Below are 21,681 nucleotides of genomic sequence, written 5' to 3'. Positions count from 1 at the left end.
GCGCTTAGCGCGGCTGACCCTCCGGAATGAACACATAACCGAGGCCCCACACGGTCTGGATGTACAGCGGGCTCGATGGATCGGGTTCGATCAGCTTGCGCAGGCGCGAGATCTGCACGTCGAGACTGCGGTCGAACACCTCGTATTCGCGGCCGCGCGCCAGCTCCATCAGCTTTTCGCGCGAAAGCGGCTGGCGCGCATGGCGCGCGAACACTTTCAGTACCGAGAATTCGCCGGTGGTGAGCGGCACGGTTTCGCCGGCCTTTTTCAGGGTGCGGGTGCCCAGGTCGAGCACGAACTGGCCGAACTCGAAGGTTTGCGGGGTTTCGGACGGTGCGCCCGGAATCTCGTCGGGACCGCGGCGGCGCAGCACGGCGCCGATGCGCGCCACCAGCTCGCGCGGATTGAATGGTTTGGGCAGGTAATCGTCGGCGCCCATTTCCAGGCCGACGATGCGGTCGACGTCTTCGCCTTTGGCGGTGAGCATGATGATGGGCGTCTGGTCGCCGGCGCCGCGCAGGCGGCGGCAGATCGACAGGCCGTCTTCGCCGGGCAGCATCAGATCGAGCACCAGCAGGTCGTAGCGCTCGCGCAGCCACAGCTTGTTCATGGCGGTGGCGCTTTCGGCGGTGAAGACGTTGAAGCCCTGTTCGGTGAGATAGCGGCGCAGCAGGTCGCGCAGGCGCACGTCGTCGTCCACTACCATAATCTTGGCCTGGTGGCCATGCTGATTGACGGTATTGCTGCCGCCAGTGTTGTTGGAATCAAGCGTAGTCGTGGTCATTTATGTGCCAGGTTGTCTTATTGATGTTGCTATGGTAACGTCATATTCGTGTCACGAAAACGTCTACTTTTACCCATTACAAAGTGTTACAAACTTTACCCGATTGGTCTTACTCCCTCGTGCAAACCATCATACACTGCGGGCATGGAATCACCTCTTAGGAACGCCATGTTCATCGACCTCAAAAAAATACACGCGGCTGCAAGCGCATCTTTTTGCGTTCGATATACCATGGCTGCCATCGTGGTGTGCTGCGGTGTGCTGGCGGCGCCCGCCCATTCGGCCGGCCAGGATCGCCGCGATGACAATCGCGGCCAGCCGGGACAGCAAGCCATGCGCCAGCAGGACTTGCGTCAAGAGATGCGCCAGGACATGCGGCAGGACCAGCGCCAGGATATGCGTCAAGATCAGCGTCAGGACCAGCGCCAGCTCGACCCGCGCAGCTACGAGTCGCGCGCCGAGGAACAGCGCCGCGCCATGCAGGAAAACAATCGTAACGCCGAGATGAATCGTCGTGTGGGCCGGATGACCGCCGACGAACGGCGCGACCTGCGGCGCCAGATCAACGAGGCCGGCGCCGAAGTTTACGCGCTGCCACCGCGCCGCTAGAACTACCGCCAGTTACAGTCTCATCAACGCCCGCCATGCTGATCACGGCGGGCGTTTTTGTATCGGAGATATTGAGGTGTGGAAATTTAATCACATTGCATATTCCTTAATATGATATTTCTTCCCTTTTGATTGACTAAGTGTAATATTAGTTTATTGCACGCAATGCCTGTCGGCCGCGTGATCCTTCTGGAGGAAGATCGTGGTCCAAGACGTTGCAACCGCAGCGCTATCGGCCGTGTCCGCGCTATCCGCGCCTGACGCGAGCTTGCCCATGGGCCTGATCCAGCGCCCCGACGGCATTTATATCGACCTCGGCCTGCCGCCGCCGGCGCGCGCCGCCGCCATCAACCAGGTATACGCTGCCGGCTTCTGCCTGGCAGGGTTGTCTTACCCGGTACTGATCAAGGCGCTGTACGACGTCGGTCCCGATCTTGGCCTGGCCGAGAACCAGAACCAGAACCAGAACCAGAACCAGATACAGACCCAGGCCGTGCGCCTGGCCAGCGCTGCGCGCCAGATCCCTGTCAGCCGCCTGCCGCTCTACAAGCCGCCCAAGCCGGGCCGTGGCTATGCCGAATATTATTTCGAGCCGCTGTTCCTCGACGAGGAAGTGCTGGCCGACGGCACCGTGCTGCCTGAGCGCGTGGCGCGGCTCGACGTCGACGAATTCGTCGCTGCCATGTGGGGCCACGGCATCCGCTTCGGCATCGACGTGGCGGCGGTGTTCAACGCCATCAAGTCGCCCAAGGCCGAACGGATTACCTTTGCCACCGACCTCGAACCGGAGCCGGGGCAAGACGCCACGGTGCTCGAGGTGTCGGACGCGCTGCACCGCAGCGACGCGCCCAAGGCCCGCGCCGACGGCCGCATCGACCTGCACAGCTTCGAGAACCGCTTCCCGCAAATCAAGGCCGGCGTGCGGCTGCTGAAAAAAGTACCTGCCGCGCCAGGCCTGCCGGGGTTCGACCTGGCCGGCCGCATGACGGCGCCGGCGCCTCCGGCCGACCTGGTGCTGGGCCACCTGGCCGGCGACGGCACCGAGGTGCAGCAGCTGGCCGATGGCGACTACATCGTCTCGACCCGCGAGGGTTTCCTGGCCGTGGATCCCAAGTCTCATCGGGTGTCGGTGACCGACAAGATCGTCAGTCTCGACGGCGTCAGTGGGCGCACTACCGGCAACCTGGAACTAGCCGGCGCCTACGAAGAATATGGCGACGTGCAGGAGCAGCGCGACGTGACCGGCGGCGACATCACGGTGCACGGCAACGTCTACGGCAATATCCACTCGCGCGGCGGCGCCGTGGTGCTGGACCGGAACCTGGTGGGCGGCAGCATCCGCAACGCCAACGGTCCGATCACCATCGCCGGCGTGGCTTCCAATGCGGTGATCCACACCGGCAGCGGCGCCATCACCGTGGCGCGTGCCGAGAACTGCATCATCTCCGGCGGCAGCGTGACCATTGGCGAGGCGTCCAATTGCGAGATCGTCGCCGATGCGCTGCGCATCGCCACGGCCGAAGGTTGCGCGGTGGCCGGGCGCGACGTGGAAATCGAATGCGCCGGCCCGCGCCGCCGCACCGAGATGGTGGTGTACGTGCTGCTGCGCGACGTTGCCCGCTTCGACCAGGAACTCGCCGAGCTCGATCTGCGGCGGGGCGAACTGGCGCGTGCGCTGGCGGGCCACGAGGAAGAAGCGGCGCGCATCTCGGCGCTGCCTGACATGCGGCGCTACCTGGCGCTGGCGCAGAAGCTGCGCAACCAGGAACTGACCGTGTCGCCCGAGCAGGCGCACATCCTGCGCAAGATCGCCGCCGGCGTGGCCGAGCCGATGCAGGCGCTCGACCGTTTGAAGAAGGATGGCCAGATGGCGCTCACCCAGCAAAAACTGCTGTGCGACCGCATCGACAGCGTGATGGCGCAAAAGCTGGCGGCCGCGGGGACCGCGCGCTGCGGCTTGCACATGGTCAGCGGCGAGACCGTGGTGCGTACCATGCCTTACCCGGTGGCTGCTGCGAGCACGGGCCCCGGCGCCGGCGCCTTGCCGCCATTGGCGCAACTGCCGGCCAGGGACATCAAGCAGCGCCTGCGCGGCACACCGGCCGGCGGCGCGGTGCTGTTCTGGGAAAGCGAGGGGGCGCTGAACTGGCACCTGGACCCGTCGGCAAGTACACAATGACGGCGGTTCATGCTAGGCTATAGGACATATTAAAAAAGTGAAGGAGCGCTCCGCTCCGACGTACATCTTCGTGGGGAATACCGTGTCAAACGCAACGACGTTGAATTCAGGCGCCGAGGGCGAACTGCCCGCAGCGCTCGTCAAGCGTGATGATGGCATCTACTTCGACGTTGCTGCCACGCCCGTGGCGCGCCTGGCCGCAGTCGGCCAGATCTTCCTTGGCGGCGCCTGCTTCGTGGGGCTGCACTACGCCGTCTTCACCAAGATGGTCTACAACGCCGGTCCCGACTTGCCACCCGCGCTGGCCGAGCGTCCGCTGCTGCGTTTTGCCGACCGCGTCGAGCCTTTTCATCCCGCGCGCCGCCAGTTGTACAAGAGCGTCAAGGTCATCGGCGGCGAGGCCGAATATTATTTCGAGCAGGTGTACTTCGACGTGCCTGGCCTGCCTTCGCAGCCGGCGCGCCTGAATTTCGACGAATTTGTCGCCGACATGTGGATCAAGGGCATCCGCTTCGGCATCGACGCGCCGGCGGTGCGCGACGTGATCGCCACCGGTCGCGTGGCGCGCATCACGGTGGCCCGGCGCCTGAATGCCATGCCCGGACGCGACGCCGCCATCGTGGAAGTCTCGCGCGATATCCATCGCAGCGACGCCCCGCGCGAAAAGTCGGATGGCCGGCTCGATTTACAGACATTCCAGAACCGCTTCCCGCAGGTCAAACCGCAGGTCAAGCTGCTGCGCAAGGTGCCGCCCGTGCCGGGCGTGCGCGGTTTCGAGATGTCGGGTGCGGTGATCGACCCGCCGGCGCCCAAGGACCTGGAGCTGACGTCGGTGGCTGGCGAGGGCACGATGATCGAAAACTTTCGCGATGGCGAATACCTGGTGTCGTCGGTCGAAGGTTTTCTCAGCGTGGATCCCAAGACCCGCCGCATCTCGATCGGTCCCAAGATCATCAGCCGCGAGGGCGTGAGCGCCCGCACCACCGGCAATTTGCAGTTGACCGGCGAGTATGAAGAATTCGGCGCGGTGCAGGAGCAGCGCAAGGTTGAAGGCGGCAACATCACCATCCACGGCGATGTCTACGGCGGCATCGAGTCGCGTGGCGGCGACATTTCCCTCAACAGCAACCTGATGGGGGGCACGGCCCTGAATGCCGACGGCGGCATCCGCGTGCGCGGCGTGGCCTCGGGCGCGGTGCTGCAAACCAAAAAAGGCGAGGTCGCGCTCACCCGCGCCGAGAACTGCGTCATCTCCGGCACCAGGGTGGTGATCGGTGAGGCCATCAACTGCGAGATCATGGCCGACGAGGTGGTGATCAAGGTAGCCGAAGGCTGCGCGATTGCCGCACGTTCCATCGAGATCGTTCACGCCGGCCCGCGCAAGCAAAGCGAGATGCTGCTGTACGTGCTGGTGCCCGACACCGCCGCCTACGACAAGCGCGTGGCAGACCTGCTGCCGAGGGTAGCGGCAGCCCAGCGCGAAGCGGCCCAGCACAAGCAGGAGATGGATGCCATCACCAGCCAGGCCGAGGTGCGCAACTACCTCACCCTGGCCACCCGCGTGCGCAAGCGCGAAGTGGTGCTCACGCCGGATCAGGAGCCGCTGTTCCACCGCATGGCCACCGCCGTGGGCCCGGCGCTGCGCTCGGTGGGGCGCATTTCGCTCGCGCTCAAGGCCGCGCAGGTACAGGAAGAACAGGCGCGTGCCGAAGTGGCGCAGGCAGAACGCGACAAGCGCACATTGATCGGCAAGTCGCACTGCTCGGTCGAGCTGCTGCAGGGCGAAGTGCAATTGCGGCCGATGACGTACGTGCCCGACGGCATGGCGCCCTATGATTACTCGCCCAAGGAAATCAAGGCCAGGGTGCGGGCGTCGGCAGCGGGTACGCCTTCGCTGTTCTTCGGCAGCGTCGGGCCTATTCACTGGGCGCCGCCACAGGGCGATTAATCCAGCAGCGCTGCCAGCAGTTCACGCGCCGGGGCGGGCAGGGTGCTCCGGTCGCGCACGCAGACCAGCAGCTTGCGCGCGGCCCAGTCGTCGGTCAATTTTACCGTTTTCAGCAAACGTTCGTCATCATGGCGGCGCGCCGCCGTTGCCGGCAGCAGCGCCACACCGGCGCCGGCAGCGCACATGCGGCACACCGCCTCGAAGCTGCGCAGCCTGATGTTGCAATGCAGGCGCCGCCCCAGCCGCGCCGCCTGGCCGGTGGCGTACTGTTGCAGCGCGCTGTCGCCAGCCAGCCCCAGAAAATCGTGATCGAGCGCATCGACAAACGCCATGCTGCGGCGCTGGCCCAGTTGCCGCGCCAGCGGATGATTGCGCGCCATCGCCAGCACCAGGGTGTCGTCGCAGACCGCGAAGGTCTGCAGCGCAGCGCTGTCCACCGCATCGGTGATGATGCCGATGTCGGCTACCCCCTCGGCCACGGCCTGCACGATGTCGCGACTTGGCCGCTCTTCCAGGTCCACGCCCAGGCCCGGATGGGCAGCCAGGAACGCGGCCAGCGCATCGGGCAAAAATTCGGTCATGGCCGAGGTGTTGCACAGCAGTCGAATTTGCCCCTTCAAGCCATTGGCGAACTGCGCCAGGTCGCCGCGCAGGTCTTCCACCTGGCGGCCGATGATGCGCGCGTGACGCAGCAGCGCCAGTCCGGCCTCGGTGGGTTCCACGCCGCGGCGGCCGCGTCGCAGCAGCGGTACGCCCAGCGCTTGCTCCAGGCCGCGCACGCGGGCGCTGGCCGATGGCAGCGCCAAATGCGCCAGCCGGGCGCCGGCGGTGATGCTGCCGCTGTCGGCGATGTGGGCGAACAGTTGCAGGTCGGTCAGGTCGAAACGCATGGCAGCCTATGTCAATGACGAAGTCTGCCTCAGTATATTCCACATTTGCAGCAGCGCTCCGCAGGAGGACAATGGCGTTCATGGACAACATGACTCTGTTTATTGCGCTGGTTTTCGTGCTGGCTGGCCTGGTCAAGGGCGTGACCGGGATGGGGCTGCCCACGGTTGCCGTGGCCTTGCTGTCGTTGAAGATGGCGCCGCTGGAAGCGGCAGCCTTGCTGATCGTGCCTTCGGCGTTGACGAACGTATGGCAGCTGGCCACCGGCCCGGCGCTCTACCCGCTGTGGCGCCGGCTGCGGCCGATGCTGCTGGCCACTTGCGTGGGCACCGGCATGGGCGGGTGGCTGCTGCTCGCGCCAGGCGCCGGCACAGGTAGTGAGGCGGCATGGACACCGGCGGTGCTCGGCGTGCTGCTGGCCGGTTACGGCACATTGGGCCTGTCGGGCTGGCGCGGCCGGGTGCCGCAGGCGGCGCAGCGCTGGGCGGGGCCGCTGGCCGGCCTGGCCACCGGCGCCATCGCCAGCACCACTGGCGTCTTCATCATGCCGGCCGCACCGTACCTGCAGGCGCTGGACCTCGACCGCGAAGACCTGGTGCAGGCGCTGGGCCTGAGCTTTACGGTATCGACGCTGGCGCTGGCGGCCATGCTGGCCTGGCGCGGCGACTGGCACGCGGGCGCCGCCACTGGCTCACTATTGGCGTTGCTGCCGGCGGCGCTGGGCATCGTGGTGGGCCAGTGGCTGCGCCAGCGCATGTCGGCTGCGGTGTTCCGGCGCTGCTTCTTTATCGCCCTGATCGGGCTGGGATTGCACCAGTGCGTGCGGGCGGCCATGACCATGGCCGCCTGACTACAGCGTCACCTTGCCGCGCAGTTGCTTGCGCTCGCCGTCTTTGGCTTTGCCGTCCAGACGGCGGCGTTGCGAACCGCGCGTGGGCTTGGTGGCGCGGCGGATGGCTGGCAGTACCGCCACGCTGTCCACCAGTTCCTGCAGGCGCCGCAGCGCGTCTTCCTTGTTGGCTTCCTGGCTGCGCGACTGCTGGGCCTTGATCACCACCACGCCATCGCGCGTGATGCGGCTGTCGCGCAGGGCCAGCAGGCGTTCCTTGATGTGTTCGGGCAGCGAGGAGGTGGCGATGGCAAAGCGCAGGTGCACTGCGCTGGAGACCTTGTTGACGTTCTGGCCGCCCGGTCCCTGCGCGCGGATGGCGTTCAGTTCCACCTCGTTGATGTCGATCTGCTGGTTCATCGGCGCATTGTAGCAAACAGGCCGCGGCGCGCCCTGTGAAAGTTGATTCCAGTCAACATCCGCAGCGGGCAGCGCGGCTACCATGGCACATGCCTGTTACCGCACGCCCGAGGACGAAAGGATCATCATGTCGCGCATCTCCCACCCAGCTACGCAAACGTCCACCGCCATTGCAGTCGCCGGCACCGCCGCAGCGACCGCGCGGCAATACCTGGTGTTCCGGCTCGGCGGCCTCGATTACGCGCTCGACTTCGGCAAGGTGCAGGAACTGCGGCCGCTCAAGGAGCTCGAGCGTTTTTCGGCGGACGGGGAAATCATCAGCGGCGTCGCGGTCTCGCGCGGCGTGATCATGCCGATTGTCGACATGCGCATCGCTTTCGGCCCACGGCCACCGAAACACGATCCGCTGACGGACGTGATCATTTTAAAGCTGTCGAGCTGCGTGATGGGGATGGTGGTCGATGGTGTGACCGACATCGTGTCGCTGACGATGGCGCAGTTGCAGCCGATACCGCTGGCCGATACGCCGCCAGCGGTTGCGCCGCAGGTTGATTACCTTCTCGGCATCGGCGCGGTCGATGGCCGCCGCCTGATCGTGGTCGATATCGACAAGCTGATGTCGATCCGCAAATTTCCCTGCACCCCACGCCAGGCGGCTTGATACAAAAGCTTACGCCAGCGCTTCCAGCTCTTCCTGCAACTGCAGCCACTGTGCTTCCAGCTCGCCCAGGTCCTTGGTGAAGAAGGTCTGGTCGGCCAGCGCCTGTTTCAACTTGGCCTTGTTGGCTGCTTCGTAGATGGTCGCATCGGCCAGGCGGCCATCGACTTCCGCTTTTTGTGCGCTGCGCTTGGCAATCTGGTCGTCCAGGCGCTTGATCTTCTGTTCCAGCGGCTTGCGCAGCGTGGCCAGGCGCTGGCGGTCTTCCGCTTCCTTGCGCTTCTGGTCCTTGGTGTTGACCACTGGGGCCGACGGCGGCGCCACCGGCGATGCCACCGGGAAGTCGGTCTTGTTGGCCTTGCCCGCAGCCGGCAGCACGTCGGTGCCCTTACCGAGCTTGGTCTTGAACAGCCAGTCCTTGTAGTCGTCCAGGTCGCCGTCGAACGGTTGCAGCTTGCCGTCGGCGACGATGATGAATTCGTCGGTGGTAGCGCGCAGCAGGTGGCGATCGTGGGAGACCACGACCAGCGTGCCTTCGAACTGCGCCAGCGCCTCGGTCAGCGCTTCACGCGTTTCCAGGTCGAGGTGATTGGTTGGTTCATCGAGCAGCAGCAGGTTAGGGCGCTGCCAGACGATCAGTGCCAGCGCCAGGCGCGCCTTTTCGCCACCGGAGAACGGCGCGATCGAGCTGGTGACCATGGTGCCGGGGAAGTTGAAGCCGCCGAGGAAGTTACGCAGTTCCTGCTCGCGTACGGTCGGGGCGATCTTGGCCAGGTGCCACAGCGGTGATTCGTCGTGGCGCAGCATCTCCACCTGGTGCTGGGCGAAGTAGCCGATATTGAGGCCCTTGCCGATGGTGGCGTCGCCGGTCAGCGGCGCCAGTTCACCGGCGATGGTCTTGATCAGCGTCGATTTACCGGCGCCGTTCACACCCAGCAGGCCAATGCGTTGGCCGATCTGCAGCGAGAACTTGATGTTGTTGACGATGGTCTTGGTGGTGACTTCGCCGGTTTTCTCGTTCTCGATCCTGTAGCCGGCATCCACGTCTTCCATCACCAGCAGCGGGTTCGGGGCGCTGAGCGGCTCGCGGAATTCGAACGAGAATTCGGCGGCGGCGCGCAGCGGCGCCAGTTCTTCCATCTTGGCCAGCGCCTTCATGCGGCTTTGCGCCTGGCGCGCCTTGGAGGCTTGCGCCTTGAAGCGGTTGACGAACGATTCCAGGTGGGCGCGCTTGCGCTGCTGCTTTTCCAGCGCGCCGGCGGCCAGGATCATCTGCGCTGCGCGTTGACGCTCGAACGACGAGTAGTTGCCCGAGTAGCGTTTGAGCTTGCGCTCGTCGATGTGCACCACCACGTTCACCACTTCGTCGAGGAAGTCGCGATCGTGGGAGATGATGAGCAGGGTGCCCGGATAGCGTTTGAGCCAGTCCTCGAGCCAGATGATGGCGTCCAGGTCCAGGTGATTGGTTGGTTCATCGAGCAGCAGCAGGTCGGAAGGGCACATCAGCGCCTGCGCCAGGTTCAAACGCATGCGCCAGCCGCCCGAGAAACTCGAGACGGGACGCTGCATCTGTTCGATGGTGAAACCAAGACCCAGCAGCAGTTGCTCGCCGCGCGACTGCACGGTGTAGGCGTCGGCATCGGCCAGCGCGCTGTAGATGTTACCGATGGCGATACCGTTTTCGCTCGACTCGGGCGCCGCTTCCAGGCGCGCCAGTTCGGCTTCGAGCTTGCGCAGGCCGACGTCGCCGTCGATCGCGTAGTCGAGTGCCGCGCGTTCGAGCGGCGGGGTTTCCTGGGCTACGTGGGCCACGCGCCACTTGGCCGGGAAGTCGATTTCGCCCTGGTCGGGATGGAGCTCGCCGCGCATCATGGCGAACAGGCTCGATTTGCCGGCGCCATTGGCGCCGATCAGGCCGATCTTGTCGCCCGGGTTGAGGGTAACGTCGACTTGTTCCAGCAGCGGCTTGGTGCCGCGCATCAGGCTTACTTGTATGAAGCGGATCATGTTGTTCTTTTACAGTTTGAGCTGGTCGGCGGTCAGCAGGAATACCATGTCGTCGCCGTTGCTTGTGGTGAGCCAGGTCAGGCCCATCTCGCCGAAGGCAGCTTCGGCGAATTCTTTTTCATTGCCGATTTCGACAATCAGGATGCCGTCGTCGGTCAGGCGTTCGGCCGCGCCAGCGACGATGCGGCGCACGATGTCCATGCCATCCTTGCCGCCGTCGAGCGCCAGTTCCGGCTCGGCGCGGTATTCCATCGGCAGCTTGCTCATCGACGACGAGTTCACGTACGGTGGATTGGTGATGATCAGGTCATATTTTTTGGCCGGCACGTTGGCGTACAGGTCCGACTCGATCAGGGTCAGGCGGTCTTGCAGCGCGTAGGTGGCGACGTTTTTACGTGCCACTTCCAGTGCGTCGGCCGAGATGTCCACGGCATCGACTTGCGCGTCGGGGAAGGCGTCGGCCATCATGATGGCCAGGCAACCGGAGCCCGTGCACAGTTCCAGGATGTTTTCGATATCGTCCGGCGAGTTGACCCACGGCGCAAAATATTCGGGTATCAGCTCGGCGATGAAGGAGCGCGGCACGATGGTGCGTTCATCGACGTAGAAGCTATAGGTTCCGAGCCACGCCTCGTTGGTGATGTAGGCGGCCGGCACGCGTTCGTCCGTACGGCGGGCAATCACGGCCAGCACCGACGCCACTTCTTCCGGCAGCAGCCTGGCGTCGAGGAAGGGCTCCAGGCGATCGAGCGGCAGCTTGAGCGTGTGCAGGATCAGGTAAGCGGCTTCGTCGAATGCTTCTGCGCTGCCGTGGCCGAAGAACAGCTTGGCCGTATTGAAACGGGTGACGGCGTAGCGCAGCAGGTCGCGCGGCGTGGTGAAAGGCGTGGTGTTCATGGCTATCTCGTTCGGTAAAGTGCCGGGCAAACGCCCGGCGCACTGCGTCAGGCCAGCAGGTTTTCCAGCGTGCGGCGGTAAATATTCTTGAGCGGATCGACGAAACGCAGCTCGATATGCTCGTCGATCTTGTGGATGCTGGCGTTGGGAGGGCCGAATTCTATCACCTGGGGGCAGATCTGGGCGATAAAGCGCCCGTCCGACGTTCCGCCGGTGGTCGACAGTTCGGTGTCAACGCCGGTTTCCGACTTGATCGCGGCGGACAAGGCATCGCTCAAGGTGCCGCGCGGGGTGAGGAACGGCAGGCCGCTCAGCGCCCACTTCAGTTCGTAATGCAGGCCGTGGTTATCCAGGATGGCGTGCACGCGGCGCTTGAGTTCCTCGTGCGTGCTGGCGGTGGAAAAGCGGAAGTTGAAGTCGATGACCATCTCGCCGGGAATGACGTTGTTGGCGCCCGTGCCGGCATTGATGTTCGACATTTGCCATGACGTGGGCAGGTAGTACTCGTTGCCTTCGTCCCAGACCTCTGCCACCAGTTCGGCCAGCGCGGGCGCCGCCAGGTGGATCGGGTTGCGCGCCAGTTGCGGGTAGGCGATGTGGCCCTGCACACCCTTGATGGCCAGCTTGCCCGACAGGGAACCGCGGCGGCCGTTCTTGATGGTGTCGCCCAACGTTTCGCCGGAGGTCGGTTCACCGACGATGCAGTAGTCGATGGTTTCGCCGCGCTCCTTGAGCACATTGCACACTACGACCGTGCCATCGATGGCCGGGCCTTCTTCGTCGCTGGTGATCAAAAAGGCGATCGAACCCTTGTGGTCGGCGTGCTCGGCGACGAATTCTTCCACCGCCACCACGAACGCCGCGATCGACGTCTTCATGTCGGCAGCGCCCCGGCCATACAGCTTGCCGTCGCGGTGCGTGGGGTTGAAGGGCAGCGACTGCCATTGATCGGCCGGGCCGGTGGGCACCACGTCGGTGTGACCGGCAAACACCAGCACCGGCGAGGTCGTGCCACGGCGCGCCCACAGGTTGGTCACGTCGTTGGAGATAATGGTCTCGCACACGAAGCCCAGGGGAGTGAGCAGGTCGATCAGGTGCTGCTGGCAGCCCTTGTCGTCGGGGGTGACGGAGGACAGGGAAATCAGCTTTTCGGTCAGCGCCAGGGTTTTCGAAGGTGTCATGTCAGGTATTGAAGATTTGTTGGTATTGCGCGTCGCTGAAACCGACGGCACAGGCGCCATCGTTGTCCAGCACCGGGCGCTTGATGATCGAAGGGTTTTCCAGCATCAGGGCGATCGCCGCTTCGTCATCGACAATGGCTGCCTTGCGCTCGTCGGACAGGGCGCGCCAGGTAGTGCCTTTACGGTTGACCAGCACGTCGCGCGGCACCTGCTTGAGCCAGTCGGCGACGGTCTCGCGCGCCAGGCCCTGCTTCTTGAAATCGTGGAACGTGAAGTCGTGCTGCTGGTCGGCCAGCCAGGTGCGCGCCTTTTTGACGGTGTCGCAGTTGGGGATGCCGTAGAGGGTGATTTTCATTGACGGTCTAGAACTGTTGAAGGGTTGCTGCTTTGCGGGGGCTATAGCTTATCACGCACTGCATTGCCAACAAAATTTCCAGCGCCTTCTGACTCAGGTATTGAGGGTGAAACCTGTGAATGAAGCCGACCCGGAGGCCGCGCCTGCCGAACTATCGCCAGCAGATGCACCACCTGCACCACCCGCGCCCCTTTGCTCCGGCCCATTATTGAGCTGCCACAGCAGGTTGCTGGCGGAATCGGCATTGGCCAGCGCTTCCTCGGCACTGATCACTCCATCGCGCACCAGCTTGACCAGCGCCTGCTCGAACGATTGCGAGCCGGGCGACATGCTGTTGTCCATTGCGTCCTTGATCTCGCCAATGCGGCCGCCCTCGATCAGGTCGGCCACCGCGCGTGAGTTAACCATCACTTCCACGGCTGCCGCGCGGGCGCCGCCGGCCAGGGCCGGCACCAGCCGCTGCGAGACAATGGCCTTCACGGCCGACGACAGGTCCTGCATCAGCGCCATGCGGCTCTCGATCGGATAAAAACCGATGATGCGATTGAGCGCGTTGTAGCTGTTATTGGCGTGCAGCGTGGCGACCACCAGGTGGCCCGACTGCGCGTAGGCGATGGCCGCCGCCATGGCTTCCTTGTCGCGGATCTCGCCGATCAGGATGCAGTCCGGCGCCTGGCGCATGGAGTTGCGCAGGGCGGTGGCAAAGCTGGTGGCGTCGCTGCCGATCTCGCGCTGGTTGACGATCGACTGCTTGTTCGTAAACAGGAATTCGATCGGGTCTTCGAGCGTGAGGATATGACCTGCGGAGTGGGCGTTGCGGTGGTCGAGCATCGCCGCAATCGTGGTCGATTTGCCCGAGCCGGTGGAGCCGACCACCAGCAGCAGCCCACGCTTGGCCATGATCAGGTCCGCCAGCACGGGCGGTACCTTGAGGTCGGCCAGGGCAGGGATGGCGCCGGGCACGTAGCGGAACACGGCCGAGACGCTGCCGCGCTGGCGGAATGCCGACAGCCGGAAGCGGCCCACGCCGGCCAGCGAGATGCCCATATTGAGTTCGTTGGTGTCGGCCAGTTCGGCCATTTGTGCCGGAGACGCGACCTGGGCCAGCAGCGCCTCGATGTTCTCGGGCGTCAGTAACTGCTGGTTGACCGGCAGCAGTTTGCCGCCGATCTTGAAATGCACGGGAGAGTTGGCGGCGAAAAACATATCGGACGCATGCTTTTCCTGCATCAGCTGGAACAGGCGTTCCATGGCCATCGCCTTCTCCCGGTTGGCTTACCTGGTTACTTAGATACCGCGCAGCAGCTCGTTGATGCCGGTCTTGGCGCGGGTTTTGGCGTCCACGCGCTTGACGATCACCGCGCAGTACAGGGAGTACTTGCCGTCTTCCGATGGCAGGCTGCCCGATACCACCACCGAACCCGAAGGCACGCGGCCGTAGGTCACTTCGCCGGTGGCGCGGTCGTAGATCTTGGTCGACTGGCCGATGTACACGCCCATCGAGATCACCGAGTTTTCTTCGACGATCACGCCTTCGACGATTTCCGAACGGGCGCCGATGAAGCAGTTGTCTTCGATGATGGTCGGATTGGCCTGCATAGGTTCCAGCACGCCGCCGATACCCACGCCGCCCGACAGGTGGACGTTCTTGCCGATCTGCGCGCACGAACCGACGGTGGCCCAGGTATCGACCATGGCGCCTTCATCGACGTAGGCGCCGATGTTGACGTACGAAGGCATCAGCACCACGTTCTTGGCGATGAACGAACCACGGCGCGCAACCGCTGGCGGCACCACGCGGAAACCGCCCTTGGCGAAATCGGCTTCGGTGTAGTTGGCGAACTTGGTTGGCACCTTGTCGTAGAACTGCATGGTGCCGTCCGACGGCATGGCCACGTTGTTCTCGAGGCGGAACGACAGCAGCACGGCTTTCTTGACCCACTGGTTCACGACCCAGTCGCCCGTGGTTTTTTCGGCCACGCGGATGGTGCCCGCGTCCAGGCCGGCGATCACGTGCGAGACAGCGTCACGCAGTTCGGCGGCGCCGTTGGCCGGGTTGATGTTGGCGCGGTCTTCCCATGCCTGGTCGATGATTTGCGGGAGTTGTTGGGTCATGATGGTGATCTTTATTTAACGAGGGTTTTGCAGAATTGGACGATGCGCTGCGCAGCTTCGAGGCCTTCGGACGTTTCCGCCACCAGTGCCATGCGGATGCGGTTGCGGCCAGGGTTCACACCGTGCGCATCGCGCGCCAAGTAGCTGCCCGGCAGGACCGTGACATTATATTCGGCATACAGGCGCTGAGCGAACTCGGTGTCCGACAGGCCGGTACGGGTGACATCGGCCCACAGGTAGAAGCCGGCATCGGGCAATGCCACGTCCAGCACCTGTTGCAGCAGCGGCGTGATGGCGTTGAACTTGGCGCGGTATTGTTCGCGATTGTCTTCGACATGGGTTTCGTCGTTCCAGGCCGCGATGGACGCAGCCTGCACGACGGTGCTCATGGCGCTGCCGTGGTAGGTGCGGTACAACAGGAATTTTTTCAGTACGTCGGCGTCGCCGGCCACGAAGCCCGAGCGCATGCCCGGCACGTTGGACCGCTTGGACAGGCTGGAAAACACCACCAGCCGCGCGTATGGTTTCTGCACCGACGACAGGCCCAGGATGTGGGCTGCCTGCAGCGCGCCCAGCGGCGCTTCGACACCGTGGTAGATCTCGGAGTAGCACTCGTCGGCGGCGATGACGAAGTTGTAGCGCTCCGACAGCGCGAACAGGTTTTCCCAGTCGGTGAGCGTGAGCACGGCGCCGGTGGGGTTGCCAGGGGAGCACAGGAACAGCAATGACACGCGCTCCCACACCGAGGCGGGAATGCCGTCATAGTCGCAGCCGAAGTTGCGCGCCGGGTCGGAGTTGACGAAATACGGCTCGGCGCCGGCCAGGTAGGCCGCGCCTTCATAGATCTGGTAGAACGGATTGGGGCACACCACCAGCGACCTGGCGGCCGGGTCGATCACGGTTTGCGCGAACGCGAACAGCGCCTCGCGCGAACCGTTTACCGGCAGTACCTGGGTGGCCGGATTAATTGTCGGCAGACCGTAGCGGCGCTCCAGCCAGCCGGCAATCGCGCTGCGCAGCGCGTCGGTGCCGATCGTGGTGGGGTAGGTGGCCAGGCCGCCAATATTGTCGATCAGCGCCTGGGCGATGAACGGCGGCGTTGGATGCTTGGGTTCTCCCATGCCCAGGCTGATCGCCTTGAACTGGTCATTGGGCGTCACTTGCGCGAACAACTGGCGCAGCTTTTCGAACGGGTACGGTTGCAGCTTGTCGAGATGTGGATTCACGGGGATGCTAACGTTGTTGACGATGTTGGAAAAAAAGCAGCGTGGGTCACGCATTATAGCGTCTCTGTCCGGGCGTGGTTCTCCGGGCTCGATACTCCGTGAGATACTACGCCGATATCAAAGCATCAAGGGAGCAGGGATCGCCATGCAAGTAGAACAATATGACGAAGTGCTGGGCGCGCAAGTGAGCCGCCAGGTGATGATCACGCGTCTGGCCACGGGGCTGGTGCAGGGCGTGCTGCTGTATCTGCTCTACCGCGCCGCCACCATCAATATGTGGCCCGCCACCCAGCCGTTCCTGTTCATGCCGCTGTTTATGCTGGTGCTGCTGTTGCCGGTGGTGTTCATTTCCAGCGTCGGCCACATGACGTCGCGGAACGTCGCGCGGTGGACTGCTGCCGCCGGCGTAGTGCTGGTGGTGCTGGCGCTGCACGAAGCGTGGCGCAGTGCGGGTGCCGTGGACCTCAACTACGGCTTCATGGGGCGGCCGTCGCAGCGCGTGCCCTCGATGCTGGTGATCGTGTTTTCAGGCGTATTCCTGTACATCGCCCATGCGCTGGTCATGGCTGGCGCCACCGACGGCAAGCGTATCGCCAGCTATGGCAGTTATTTTGAAGTGGCCTGGAAGCTGGCCGTGCAACTGCTGTTCTCCGCCTTCTTCGTCGGCGCACTGTGGTCGGTGCTGTGGATGGGCGCGAGCCTGTTCGACATGATCAAGCTCGACTTCCTCCAGCGCCTGCTGATGAAACCGTGGTTCGTGGCGCCGGTGATCTGCTTCGCCTTCTCGTGCGCGCTGCACATTACCGATGTGCGGCCGTCCATCGTGCGCGGCATCCGTTCGCTGCTGCTGGTGCTGGCGTCCTGGATCCTGCCGGTGGCCGTGGTGCTCATCGGCGGCTTCCTGTGTACGTTGCCGTTCACCGGCCTCGATGGCCTGTGGAAGACCCGTTTTGCCACCTCGCTGCTGCTTACCACCGTGGCCGTGCTGGTCATGCTGATCAACTGCGCTTTCCAGAACGGCCAGACCGCCGCCAGCCTGCCAATCCGCATCGCCGCCCGCATGGCGGCCATCCTGCTGTTGCCATTGACCGGCATCGCGATTTACGCGCTGGGATTGCGGGTGCACGAATATGGCTGGACGTCCGACCGCGTGGTGGCTGCCGCCTGCCTGCTGGTGGCATCGTGCTACGCGATCGGCTACCAGTGGGCCGCGCACCGCTACGAAACCTGGCTGGTCGAGATCGCGCCAGTCAACGTGGGCGCGGCGTTCCTGGTGCTGGCGGTGCTGCTGACGCTGTTTACGCCGATCGCCGATCCGGCCCGCATCGCAGTGGCCAACCAGGTGGCGCGCCTGGAAAAGGGGCTGGTCAAGGCCGACAAGTTCGATTACCGCTACCTGCGTTTCGACGGCCAGCGGTATGGCCAGGAGGCCTTGCAGCAGCTGGTGCGACAGGGCGTGGGGACGGAGCCGAAAGTGGTGAGCGCCAAGGCTGCGGCGGTGCTCAAGCAAATGGAGCGCTGGACCCCTGAAATTGGCAAAGCGACGGTGGAGAGCGTCGCCGCCAATATCACGATGGTGCCGGTGAGCGAGACGCTGCCGGCCAGTTTCATCGCCCAGCAGTGGAAAGAGTCCACCGACCGGCCGCTGCCCGGTTGCCTGACAAGCGAGAACCGCGAATGCACGGCGCTGCTGCTCGATGCCAACGGCGATGGCCAACGCGACGTCATGCTGATCAATAAGGATTACGGCGACGGCTTCCTGTTCCTGGAACAGCCGGGCGGCCTGTGGGTGCTGTCGGCAACGCTCGACATTCGCTGCCGGCCGATGCTCGAAGCATTGCGCAAGGGCCGCTACCAGCTGGTCGATCCGGGTCTGAAGGCGGTCAACGTGGGCGGCCTGCGATTGCAGTTCTCACCGGTGTACTCTTACGACGACTGCAACGCCATCAAGCCAAACTAGCCTGCAAAGGGCAGGCGAACATGTCGTGGTGCAGGCGCCGCGCCAGCTCGCCGCGCAGCGCCTGCAAACCTTCGAGGCGGCGATCGATGTCGGCAAGCTTGCGCGCCAGTGCTATGCGCAACTGCTCGCCGGACGCCTTCGGGTTGGCCAGCAACGGCAGGTCGGCCTCGATTTCCACCAGCGTAAAACCGAGCGACTGCGCCAGGCGGATGTAGCGCAGCCACTCCACCGCCTCCGGTGGATAGTCGCGGTAACCGTTGGCGCTGCGCCGCGCGCGTAGCAGGCCGCGCTTTTCGTAAAACCGCAAGGTGTCGCGCGAGAGGCCGGTAGCGTCGGCTATTTCTCCTATCTGCATCGGTGTTCCTGTTTTTGCTTGACCCTGGAGTGTACTCCAGGCTTTAGCATCCGGTCTCGTTCAACGACAGGAGAGACCATGCAGTTTTCAGCTTCCAGCTTTCGCCGCATCGTGCGCGCCAGCGGCGTGTACGACCTCCTGGTGACGGCGCCGTTTGCCACCCCGTGGACTTTTGCGCTGGCCCACAGCCAGCTCAGCGCCATCAACCAGGCGCTGGGCGGCGCCGCGCTGCCGGCATTCGCGCCGTTCCACGTGCTGTTCGCCTGCCTGCTGGGCAGCGTGGTGCTGGTGTGGTCGGCGCTGCGCATCGCCGATCCGCAGCAGCGGTTCGGGCGCTACGACGGCGCTGCGCGCCTGCTGTTTGGCACCTGGATGGCGTGGGCGCTGAACGCCACCGGTGCGCCGCTGCTATGGCTGTTCATCGTGCCGGAGCTGGCGTGGGGCGTGGTGCAGTGCTGGCCGGTGCGCAAGCCCGGCCAGGGGAGAGGCTGGCGCACGGCGTAATGTCGTATACTGGCGGCCAATTCATCTTCACTGTCAGGCCAACATGTCATTTTCTTCGCTGGGCCTCGCTCCCTCGCTCGTCAACGCTGTCGCCGCCATCGGCTACCAGGAAGCCACCGCCATCCAGCGTGCAGCGATTCCTGCCATCCTGCGCGGCGAGGACGTGCTGGGCGCGGCCCAAACCGGTTCCGGCAAGACCGCCGCCTTCGTGCTGCCGCTGCTGCAATCGCTGCTCGACAACCGCGATGGCCCGCGCCAGTTGCATGGCCTGATCCTGGTGCCCACGCGCGAACTGGCGGCGCAGGTCGGCGAATCGGTGCGCAAGCTGGTCGCGCAGCTGACCATGCCGGTCAAGGTGGCGATCGTGTTCGGCGGCGTGTCGATCAATCCGCAGATGATGGCGCTGCGCGGCGGCGCCGATATCGTGGTGGCCACGCCGGGGCGCCTGCTCGACCTGATCGACCACAATGCGCTGAAAATTTCGCGGGTGGCGATGCTGGTGCTCGACGAAGCCGATCGCCTGCTGGACCTGGGCTTTAGCGAAGAGCTGGCGCGCATACTGGAACTGCTGCCGAAGCAGCGCCAGAACCTGTTCTTTTCCGCGACCTTCCCGCCAGCGGTGCAAACCCTGGCCGACACCATGCTGCACCAGCCAACACGGGTGGAAGTGTTGGCCGAACCGGCGACGAAACCCGATATCGCCCAGCGTGCGATCCTGGTCGATGTACCGCGCCGCACCATGCTGCTGCGTTACCTGATCCTGCAATACCAGTGGGACCGGGTGCTGGTGTTCGTGGCCACCAAGTACGCGGCCGAACACGTGGCCGACAAGCTCAATCGCAACGGCATCAAGGCTGGCGCCTTCCACGGAGAGTTCAGCCAGGGCGCGCGCACCGAGGTGCTGGGCGACTTCAAGGCCGGTCGCCTGCAGGTGCTGGTCGCCACCGACGTCGCCGCGCGCGGCATCGACATCGCCCGCCTGCCGGCCGTGGTCAACTACGATTTGCCGCGTTCGGCCGTGGACTACACCCACCGCATCGGCCGCACCGGCCGCGCTGGCGAGAGCGGCGTGGCGATCAGTTTTGTCAGTGCCGAGACCGAGCAGCATTTTCACCTGATCGAAAAGCGCCAGGACATCCTGCTGGCGCTGGAAACGGTGGCCGGCTTCGAGGCGGTGGAGACGGCGCCGCCGGTCAGTGCGGCGACCGATACCGTCAACGGCGGCATCAAGGGCAAGCGCAAGAGCAAGAAGGACAAGTTGCGCGAGGCTGCGGCCAAGTCGGCCTGATTCAAATTGGATCCCCGCCTGCGCGGGGATGACGGATCCATTCTGCATCGGCGGACCGCTGCGCAGGCGGGCATCCAGTTTCGTCTAACCGCCTGTGCGCTTTGCACTGTGCCCCAACTTCTTCAAATGCTCGACGACCAGATCGCAATGGTCGCCCTGGATTTCGATCACGCCATCCTTGACCGTCCCGCCCGAGCCGCAGGCGCTGCGCAGCTGCTTGCCCAGGGCCGCCAGCGCCGCCGCGTCCAGCGCCAGCCCGCGCACCAGGGTGACGGTCTTGCCGCCGCGCCCCTTCGATTCGCGCGCCACGCGCACGTTGCCGTCGCCTTGCGGCCTGGCCTTGGCCGCTGCCTTGCAGGCACAAGCGGTCAACGGCTTGGCGCAGTCCGGGCACAGGCGGCCGGTTTCGGTGGAGTAGACCAGGCGGCTGCTCACGGCTTGTCCGCCAGCAGGCGCCCCATGAAGATCTCAAAAAAACGCGGCTGGTTCGAGGCCAGGCACACGGCGGCATTCGGTTTGCCGGCGATCTCGCGCGTGTAGCCGTCGTCGGTGACGGCGATGCGCAGCGGCGTGGTGGGGCACACGGTGGGATCGAGCAGCCACGCCACCGGCACCACGTCGAACAGCGACGGCATATTGCTCGACCAGGGCTGGTACGCATTGATCCACTGGTGGTACATCAGCGCCAGCGCATCGGTCACCGGCGACCCGTGTCCGAGCAGGGCGTTGCGCTCGACTTCATCGAGGCGGATCTGGGTGGAATCGACCGGCATCATCACGATCGGCACGCCGGACGTAAACAGCCGCTGCGCACCCTTCACTTCGGAGGCGATGTTGTACTCCTTGTCGGCCGGGCGGGCGGGCACGTACTGCGACTTGCGGTAACCGCTGCGCACCGAGCCACCCATCATCACCACCTGTTTCAGCTTGCCGAAGGTCGCGGCGTCGCGCTCGATGGCAGCGCCCACGTTGGTCAGTGGGCCGAGTGCGAGCAAGGTGATCTTGCCCGGCTGGCGCCTGATTTGATCGAGCAGGAAATCGACCGCCGGCAATGCCGGTGCCGGCTGGCCGCGCTGCGCATAGCGCGCCTGTGTAAACGGCTGCGGATTGCCGGTGGTGGCGATGCCGGTGGCGACCGGAATGCCGCTATGGCCCGTCTCGCGCAGCATGCGCTCGACCAGTCGCGCGCGCAGGGCGGTGTCGCCCCACGCGGTGGTAACGCCGACGATCTCGATCTCCGGGCTTTGCAGCAGCAGCGCCAGCGCGAACGAGTCGTCGATGTCGTCGCCGATGTCCATGTCCACGATGACTTGCTGGCGCTCGGGGGCGGCGTGGGCCGATAAAGTTAGCGTGGTCAGCATGGCGCACGACAGCGCCAGCGTGGACAAAGCCATGCACAAAGGACGGAAAACAGGATAGGCCATGAGCAATCTCGACGCGACAAAAGCGCGATTTTATCAGAGGGCCACCAGCGACTG

The 21,681-nt window shown here is 64.5% G+C and carries 21 protein-coding genes; 8 read left to right on the top strand and 13 right to left on the bottom strand.

What is annotated here, in order from left to right; all coding sequences use genetic code 11:
* Positions 1 to 4: 4 nt before the first annotated feature.
* Complete coding sequence (gene ompR / locus J2X54_RS11015) at positions 5 to 706, bottom strand: two-component system response regulator OmpR (RefSeq protein WP_227012300.1); 702 nt, start codon at positions 704 to 706, stop codon at positions 5 to 7.
* 309 nt (positions 707 to 1,015) lie between these two features.
* Here ompR and J2X54_RS11010 point away from each other — a divergent pair, with 309 nt between their 5' ends.
* From J2X54_RS11010 to J2X54_RS11000, 3 genes are all read left to right on the top strand, one after another.
* A complete protein-coding gene (locus J2X54_RS11010; RefSeq protein WP_310180614.1) occupies positions 1,016 to 1,393 on the top strand; it encodes a hypothetical protein in 378 nt (125 codons plus the stop codon).
* Positions 1,394 to 1,595: 202 nt separating this feature from the next.
* On the top strand, positions 1,596 to 3,572 hold the full coding sequence (locus tag J2X54_RS11005; protein ID WP_310180613.1) for a flagellar assembly protein A: 1,977 nt from the start codon (positions 1,596 to 1,598) through the stop codon (positions 3,570 to 3,572).
* Between the two features lie 82 nt (positions 3,573 to 3,654).
* Complete coding sequence (locus J2X54_RS11000; protein WP_310180611.1) at positions 3,655 to 5,520, top strand: flagellar assembly protein A; 1,866 nt, start codon at positions 3,655 to 3,657, stop codon at positions 5,518 to 5,520.
* Here the strand turns inward: J2X54_RS11000 and J2X54_RS10995 are convergent.
* A complete protein-coding gene (locus J2X54_RS10995; protein WP_310180608.1) occupies positions 5,517 to 6,410 on the bottom strand; it encodes a LysR substrate-binding domain-containing protein in 894 nt (297 codons plus the stop codon). The genes J2X54_RS11000 and J2X54_RS10995 overlap by 4 nt on opposite strands.
* Positions 6,411 to 6,481: 71 nt before the next feature.
* Between J2X54_RS10995 and J2X54_RS10990 the strand changes: the two genes are divergently transcribed.
* A complete protein-coding gene (locus J2X54_RS10990; RefSeq protein ID WP_310180606.1) occupies positions 6,482 to 7,258 on the top strand; it encodes a sulfite exporter TauE/SafE family protein in 777 nt (258 codons plus the stop codon).
* Here the strand turns inward: J2X54_RS10990 and arfB are convergent, their stop codons facing one another.
* Positions 7,259 to 7,657, bottom strand: a complete 399-nt coding sequence (gene arfB, locus J2X54_RS10985; RefSeq protein WP_070250124.1) for an alternative ribosome rescue aminoacyl-tRNA hydrolase ArfB — start codon at positions 7,655 to 7,657, stop codon at positions 7,259 to 7,261.
* Between the two features lie 127 nt (positions 7,658 to 7,784).
* Between arfB and J2X54_RS10980 the strand changes: the two genes are divergently transcribed.
* On the top strand, positions 7,785 to 8,318 hold the full coding sequence (locus J2X54_RS10980) for a chemotaxis protein CheW (RefSeq protein WP_310180603.1): 534 nt from the start codon (positions 7,785 to 7,787) through the stop codon (positions 8,316 to 8,318).
* Positions 8,319 to 8,327: 9 nt separating this feature from the next.
* Here J2X54_RS10980 and J2X54_RS10975 read toward each other — a convergent pair whose 3' ends face one another.
* The 7 genes from J2X54_RS10975 to dapC form a co-directional block, all read right to left on the bottom strand.
* Positions 8,328 to 10,322 carry an ATP-binding cassette domain-containing protein gene (locus J2X54_RS10975; RefSeq protein ID WP_310180601.1) on the bottom strand — a complete coding sequence of 665 codons (1,995 nt, stop codon included), beginning with the start codon at positions 10,320 to 10,322 and terminating at the stop codon, positions 8,328 to 8,330.
* A gap of 9 nt (positions 10,323 to 10,331) precedes the next feature.
* Entirely contained in the window at positions 10,332 to 11,219 is an 888-nt protein-coding gene (gene prmB / locus J2X54_RS10970; RefSeq protein WP_310180599.1) for a 50S ribosomal protein L3 N(5)-glutamine methyltransferase, read from the bottom strand.
* A gap of 47 nt (positions 11,220 to 11,266) precedes the next feature.
* Positions 11,267 to 12,400, bottom strand: coding sequence for a succinyl-diaminopimelate desuccinylase (gene dapE, locus J2X54_RS10965; RefSeq protein WP_310180596.1), 1,134 nt, complete (start codon positions 12,398 to 12,400; stop codon positions 11,267 to 11,269).
* 1 nt (position 12,401) lies between these two features.
* Positions 12,402 to 12,755, bottom strand: coding sequence for an ArsC family reductase (locus J2X54_RS10960; RefSeq protein WP_310180594.1), 354 nt, complete (start codon positions 12,753 to 12,755; stop codon positions 12,402 to 12,404).
* A 93-nt stretch (positions 12,756 to 12,848) separates the two neighbouring features.
* Positions 12,849 to 14,012 carry a PilT/PilU family type 4a pilus ATPase gene (locus J2X54_RS10955; protein ID WP_310180592.1) on the bottom strand — a complete coding sequence of 388 codons (1,164 nt, stop codon included), beginning with the start codon at positions 14,010 to 14,012 and terminating at the stop codon, positions 12,849 to 12,851.
* Between the two features lie 30 nt (positions 14,013 to 14,042).
* Positions 14,043 to 14,870 carry a 2,3,4,5-tetrahydropyridine-2,6-dicarboxylate N-succinyltransferase gene (dapD, locus tag J2X54_RS10950; RefSeq protein ID WP_310180590.1) on the bottom strand — a complete coding sequence of 276 codons (828 nt, stop codon included), beginning with the start codon at positions 14,868 to 14,870 and terminating at the stop codon, positions 14,043 to 14,045.
* Between the two features lie 11 nt (positions 14,871 to 14,881).
* The gene (gene dapC / locus J2X54_RS10945) at positions 14,882 to 16,096 is read right to left on the bottom strand and encodes a succinyldiaminopimelate transaminase (RefSeq protein ID WP_310180588.1); all 1,215 of its coding nucleotides are present in this window, start codon (positions 16,094 to 16,096) and stop codon (positions 14,882 to 14,884) included.
* A 145-nt stretch (positions 16,097 to 16,241) separates the two neighbouring features.
* Between dapC and J2X54_RS10940 the strand changes: the two genes are divergently transcribed.
* Positions 16,242 to 18,056, top strand: coding sequence for a DUF4153 domain-containing protein (locus tag J2X54_RS10940; RefSeq protein ID WP_310180586.1), 1,815 nt, complete (start codon positions 16,242 to 16,244; stop codon positions 18,054 to 18,056).
* Here J2X54_RS10940 and J2X54_RS10935 read toward each other — a convergent pair.
* Positions 18,043 to 18,411 (bottom strand): MerR family transcriptional regulator, encoded by a 369-nt coding sequence (locus J2X54_RS10935; protein WP_310180583.1) that lies wholly within the window; start codon positions 18,409 to 18,411, stop codon positions 18,043 to 18,045. The two genes, J2X54_RS10940 and J2X54_RS10935, sit on opposite strands and share 14 nt — an antisense overlap.
* 78 nt (positions 18,412 to 18,489) lie before the next feature.
* On the opposite strand from J2X54_RS10935, the gene J2X54_RS10930 reads away from it, so the two are divergent.
* Positions 18,490 to 18,915 (top strand): hypothetical protein, encoded by a 426-nt coding sequence (locus tag J2X54_RS10930; RefSeq protein WP_310180581.1) that lies wholly within the window; start codon positions 18,490 to 18,492, stop codon positions 18,913 to 18,915.
* Positions 18,916 to 18,958: 43 nt separating this feature from the next.
* On the top strand, positions 18,959 to 20,203 hold the full coding sequence (locus tag J2X54_RS10925) for a DEAD/DEAH box helicase (RefSeq protein WP_310180578.1): 1,245 nt from the start codon (positions 18,959 to 18,961) through the stop codon (positions 20,201 to 20,203).
* An 84-nt stretch (positions 20,204 to 20,287) separates the two neighbouring features.
* Here the strand turns inward: J2X54_RS10925 and J2X54_RS10920 are convergent, their stop codons facing one another.
* A complete protein-coding gene (locus J2X54_RS10920; protein WP_070250106.1) occupies positions 20,288 to 20,638 on the bottom strand; it encodes a translation initiation factor Sui1 in 351 nt (116 codons plus the stop codon).
* A complete protein-coding gene (locus J2X54_RS10915; protein WP_310180574.1) occupies positions 20,635 to 21,627 on the bottom strand; it encodes a nucleoside hydrolase in 993 nt (330 codons plus the stop codon). The genes J2X54_RS10920 and J2X54_RS10915 overlap by 4 nt, the downstream gene beginning before the upstream one ends.
* Positions 21,628 to 21,681: the final 54 nt, after the last annotated feature.

This window comes from Duganella sp. 3397, assembly GCF_031456625.1.
GTDB classification, from domain to species: domain Bacteria; phylum Pseudomonadota; class Gammaproteobacteria; order Burkholderiales; family Burkholderiaceae_D; genus Rugamonas; species Rugamonas phyllosphaerae.
Note: the sequence above shows the minus strand (reverse complement) of the source record. Positions and strands in the feature narration are given on the sequence as shown.

Bases quoted from the DNA above. Each gene is read 5' to 3' on its own strand.
- ompR (WP_227012300.1), bottom strand. From the start codon at position 706: ATGGTAGTGGACGACGACGTGCGCCTGCGCGACCTGCTGCGCCGCTAT.
- J2X54_RS11010 (WP_310180614.1), top strand. From the start codon at position 1,016: ATGGCTGCCATCGTGGTGTGCTGCGGTGTGCTGGCGGCGCCCGCCCAT.
- J2X54_RS10995 (WP_310180608.1), bottom strand. From the start codon at position 6,410: ATGCGTTTCGACCTGACCGACCTGCAACTGTTCGCCCACATCGCCGAC.
- J2X54_RS10990 (WP_310180606.1), top strand. From the start codon at position 6,482: ATGGCGTTCATGGACAACATGACTCTGTTTATTGCGCTGGTTTTCGTG.
- arfB (WP_070250124.1), bottom strand. From the start codon at position 7,657: ATGAACCAGCAGATCGACATCAACGAGGTGGAACTGAACGCCATCCGC.
- J2X54_RS10980 (WP_310180603.1), top strand. From the start codon at position 7,785: ATGTCGCGCATCTCCCACCCAGCTACGCAAACGTCCACCGCCATTGCA.
- J2X54_RS10975 (WP_310180601.1), bottom strand. From the start codon at position 10,322: ATGATCCGCTTCATACAAGTAAGCCTGATGCGCGGCACCAAGCCGCTG.
- prmB (WP_310180599.1), bottom strand. From the start codon at position 11,219: ATGAACACCACGCCTTTCACCACGCCGCGCGACCTGCTGCGCTACGCC.
- dapE (WP_310180596.1), bottom strand. From the start codon at position 12,400: ATGACACCTTCGAAAACCCTGGCGCTGACCGAAAAGCTGATTTCCCTG.
- J2X54_RS10960 (WP_310180594.1), bottom strand. From the start codon at position 12,755: ATGAAAATCACCCTCTACGGCATCCCCAACTGCGACACCGTCAAAAAG.
- J2X54_RS10955 (WP_310180592.1), bottom strand. From the start codon at position 14,012: ATGGCCATGGAACGCCTGTTCCAGCTGATGCAGGAAAAGCATGCGTCC.
- dapD (WP_310180590.1), bottom strand. From the start codon at position 14,870: ATGACCCAACAACTCCCGCAAATCATCGACCAGGCATGGGAAGACCGC.
- J2X54_RS10940 (WP_310180586.1), top strand. From the start codon at position 16,242: ATGCAAGTAGAACAATATGACGAAGTGCTGGGCGCGCAAGTGAGCCGC.
- J2X54_RS10935 (WP_310180583.1), bottom strand. From the start codon at position 18,411: ATGCAGATAGGAGAAATAGCCGACGCTACCGGCCTCTCGCGCGACACC.
- J2X54_RS10930 (WP_310180581.1), top strand. From the start codon at position 18,490: ATGCAGTTTTCAGCTTCCAGCTTTCGCCGCATCGTGCGCGCCAGCGGC.
- J2X54_RS10925 (WP_310180578.1), top strand. From the start codon at position 18,959: ATGTCATTTTCTTCGCTGGGCCTCGCTCCCTCGCTCGTCAACGCTGTC.
- J2X54_RS10915 (WP_310180574.1), bottom strand. From the start codon at position 21,627: ATGGCCTATCCTGTTTTCCGTCCTTTGTGCATGGCTTTGTCCACGCTG.